Origin of the sequence: Streptococcus sp. 2100, from assembly GCF_013276335.1 — a bacterium.
GTDB lineage: Bacteria > Bacillota > Bacilli > Lactobacillales > Streptococcaceae > Streptococcus > Streptococcus pseudopneumoniae.
On the sequence record NZ_VMKV01000053.1, the window covers coordinates 32,708 to 35,874 of the forward strand.

The 3,167-nt window shown below is 38.4% G+C and carries 4 protein-coding genes; all 4 read right to left on the bottom strand.

Annotation, left to right across the window (positions count from 1 at the left end; all coding sequences use genetic code 11):
* Positions 1 to 128 precede the first annotated feature (128 nt).
* The 4 genes from HT669_RS07935 to HT669_RS07950 all read right to left on the bottom strand — a co-directional run bounded on the left by HT669_RS07935 (position 129) and on the right by HT669_RS07950 (position 3,020).
* Positions 129 to 1,604, bottom strand: a complete 1,476-nt coding sequence (locus HT669_RS07935) for a PTS galactitol transporter subunit IIC (protein WP_000338717.1) — start codon at positions 1,602 to 1,604, stop codon at positions 129 to 131.
* 47 nt (positions 1,605 to 1,651) lie between these two features.
* Positions 1,652 to 1,957, bottom strand: coding sequence for a PTS sugar transporter subunit IIB (locus HT669_RS07940; protein ID WP_000590563.1), 306 nt, complete (start codon positions 1,955 to 1,957; stop codon positions 1,652 to 1,654).
* 37 nt (positions 1,958 to 1,994) lie between these two features.
* Positions 1,995 to 2,471, bottom strand: coding sequence for a PTS sugar transporter subunit IIA (locus HT669_RS07945; RefSeq protein ID WP_000521975.1), 477 nt, complete (start codon positions 2,469 to 2,471; stop codon positions 1,995 to 1,997).
* A 240-nt stretch (positions 2,472 to 2,711) separates the two neighbouring features.
* Positions 2,712 to 3,020, bottom strand: a complete 309-nt coding sequence (locus HT669_RS07950) for a hypothetical protein (protein WP_000734650.1) — start codon at positions 3,018 to 3,020, stop codon at positions 2,712 to 2,714.
* Positions 3,021 to 3,167: the final 147 nt, after the last annotated feature.

Here is a 3,167-nt window from a genome sequence, read left to right on the forward strand (position 1 = left end):
TTTTCATTGAGTATAATTCAATTACCATTATTTTCTCCGATTTCTTGATAGTTTATAAAAAACCTAGGCTGTCACTCCTAAACAGTATGACAACCTAGTTTCAACAATTTACATTTTATAGGAGCGCATTATTTTGCTTTTGCTGCGTACTCTTCGTTACGTTTAATCATTTGTTTTCTGTACCAAGCAAAGATACCGATATAGAATACAAGGAAGACTACTGCACCAAGAATTGCTTTGATATCACCAGTTGTAGTGTTACCAATTGTCCAACCAAGAAGTTTTTCGATTGGTCCTTCAAGAGTAGAGTGAGTAATCAATTGAGTTTGGCTCACACCTTCTGGGAAGGCACCTACACCTTTAGCAAGTTCTGTTGCAAATGGCGCAATAAGTGTACCTGAAAGAAGGAAGAGTGGCAACAAGAGTGTTCCGAAGATAATCATACGGAGCAATTTACCACGCGTTACAACCAAGAGAGCTGGAGTAACACCCATAGCGATGATACCTGCAAGTGGCAAGATACCATTTCCAACTTTTGAAAGAAGCACTGCTTCAATCAACATGATTGGTGCAAGTACGTTGGCACAAGCCCAGATTTCAGCACGACCAGCGATGAATGGCCAGTCAAGACCGATATTGAATTTACGTCCTTGAAGACGTTTAGTAGCAACGTTTGTAATACCTTGTGATAGTGGTTCTACGGCTGCGATGAACCATGAACCGATAAGTGAGAAGAGTTCCAAAGATACACCGGCAGTCAAACCAAGAGACAACCATCCTTTGATAACAAGACGCCATTTATCTGCATCTGCAACACCTGCAATTGGATGTGGAGTTCCCATAATACCGATAACGATACCAAGGATGAAACCGATGAAGAATTTAGATCCCCAGAAACCGATTTTCTTGTTCAATTTAGCAGCATCAAAGTCATATTTATCAAGGCCTGGGAAGAATTTTTCAAAAATCTTATCCAAAACCATGATAACTGGGTTCATCATGTAGTTCATGTGAGTTGATGTCATTGGTGATGAACTTGGAGCGTTAAGAAGGTCATCAAATGTAGGTTTCATCAAGTCAGAGTTGATAATTTTCAACACACCAACAAGGACGATAGCTGCTGTAGCAATAAAGAGCGAAACCCCTTGACTCACACCATTGTTATCAGCATACCATTTAATCAAGAGACCTGTGATAGACAAGTGCCAGATATCAAAGATATCGACATCAAGTGTATCGGTTTTCTTCATAGCAAGCATCACTACGTTGACAATCAACATGATGAGCAAGAAGTAAAGTGTCCAAGCAGATCCCCAAGTGATTGTTGCGAGTGGTGCCCAACCAACGTCGGTAATACTCAATTGGATACCAGTGTTTTCAACGAATTTTGCAAGTGATGCTGAGAAAGCACCATTTAGCATACCGATGATAGCACCGATACCTGTAAGAGCGATGGCAAGTTTGATACCACCTTCAAGCGCTTTGGAGAATTTCACTCCAAAAAGTAAAGCCAATACTGTCAAAATAATTAACATGATGACAGGTCCACCCATTTCTAAGATGGGATTGAAAACCTTTCCGATTAGGTCAAAGATTGCATCCATAACAGTTCCTCCCTTTTTTATGTTATATGAATGTTAACAAATTAGAATTAGCTTAATCCGTGTTCTTTAATAGCTGCTTCAATATTGTCAAATACTGGAGCGCTCATTGCTGGGATACGGAATAAGATTGGTCCAGCTTCGATAACTGGGATACCTGGTTCAAAACCAAGGTCTGTTGCAGCGATTGGTGTAAAGATATCGTAACCTTTCATAAGGTCTTCGTTTACATCTTTGACCATGACTGCATCACAGTGAACATCATAACCACGGTTTGAAAGTTCTTCTTCTAGAGCACTTTTAATTTGGTGACTTGAGTTAACACCTGCACCGCAGGCAGCAAGAATTTTAATCATTTAGATTTCCTCCGATTTTATTTTTTAATAGACAAGATTAAGCGGTTGCTTCAGCAATGTAAGCATAAAGTTTTTCTGGTTCGGAAATTTTTGATAGGTCTTCAAGATGTCCATTTCCTGTGAAAAAGTCCATCAACTGAGCCAGAATATTTGTTTGACTTGAACTTGAGTTATTGATGATAAAGAAGAGCAAGGATACTTCTACTTCCTTATCAGGAGCTATCATATTGTGGAAGGTCACAGGTTTCTCTAATCGAACAACCACCACTTTCTCAGCTAGATTATGAACAATATCTGTATGAGGAATAGCCACATTCGGCAAATCCTTACCCAAAAATTCCATATCTAAGCCAGTTGGAAATGACTTTTCACGCGTGATCAAGGCTTCACGATAAGTTGGAGTCACGATTTCTCGTTCCTCCAATAAAGTAGCAACCTGATCAAAGAGATGTTCTTGATTATCCGCTTCTAAGCAAAACACAAGGTTTTTGTCAAAGAAATGATCTAATCCCATAAGGTTTTCCCTTCTTTCCATTAACTTTATGCTATAAGTATAACACTATATGTAATCGTTGTCAATAGTTTTCTGTTGATTTTTGTCTTTTTTTATACTTTTGTTGTGTTTATAGTTTGTTATATAAAAATAAACAAACAAATATTCCAAGTATTTTTCTGTTCTAATACTCAATGAAAATCAAAGAGCAAACTAGAAAGCTAGGCACAGACTGCTCAAAACACCGNNTTTCGAAGAGTATTATTTTCCTTCTTTATCAGGAAATAGATAGCCAATCCCTACACAAGCCAGCACACCTGCTCCAATCACCAAGCCACTTGAAATTGGCAACAGATCCAAAATTGCATTTGCGATGATAAAGGCAATAATCAAACACATCAGACTAGCCTTGTAATCCTTTTTCAAAAGATTCTCTAGAGTGAAAAAGAGGAACAGACCCACCGGAATCAAAGACCAGAGGTTGACATCTAAACTTGGCCAGCCAACAGAACCAAAATACACTACTGTCACTGCTGCTAATAAAAAGACAATTCCCAATAATTTTTTCATTTCTTTATCTCCGATTTCTTTTTTAGGAACTTGAGTTCTCTGATAGTGAAGCCTCACGTCCCTTACAAAAATCATTATAGTAGAGGTCAGTTTCAAGAACAAGTTCTTTTGCCTATCTGGTCTCTATAGTAACCGCCCAATAACGAA

Coding starts and splice junctions, on each gene's coding strand:
- HT669_RS07935 (WP_000338717.1), bottom strand. CDS start 1,604: ATGGATGCAATCTTTGACCTAATCGGAAAGGTTTTCAATCCCATCTTA.
- HT669_RS07940 (WP_000590563.1), bottom strand. CDS start 1,957: ATGATTAAAATTCTTGCTGCCTGCGGTGCAGGTGTTAACTCAAGTCAC.
- HT669_RS07945 (WP_000521975.1), bottom strand. CDS start 2,471: ATGGGATTAGATCATTTCTTTGACAAAAACCTTGTGTTTTGCTTAGAA.
- HT669_RS07950 (WP_000734650.1), bottom strand. CDS start 3,020: ATGAAAAAATTATTGGGAATTGTCTTTTTATTAGCAGCAGTGACAGTA.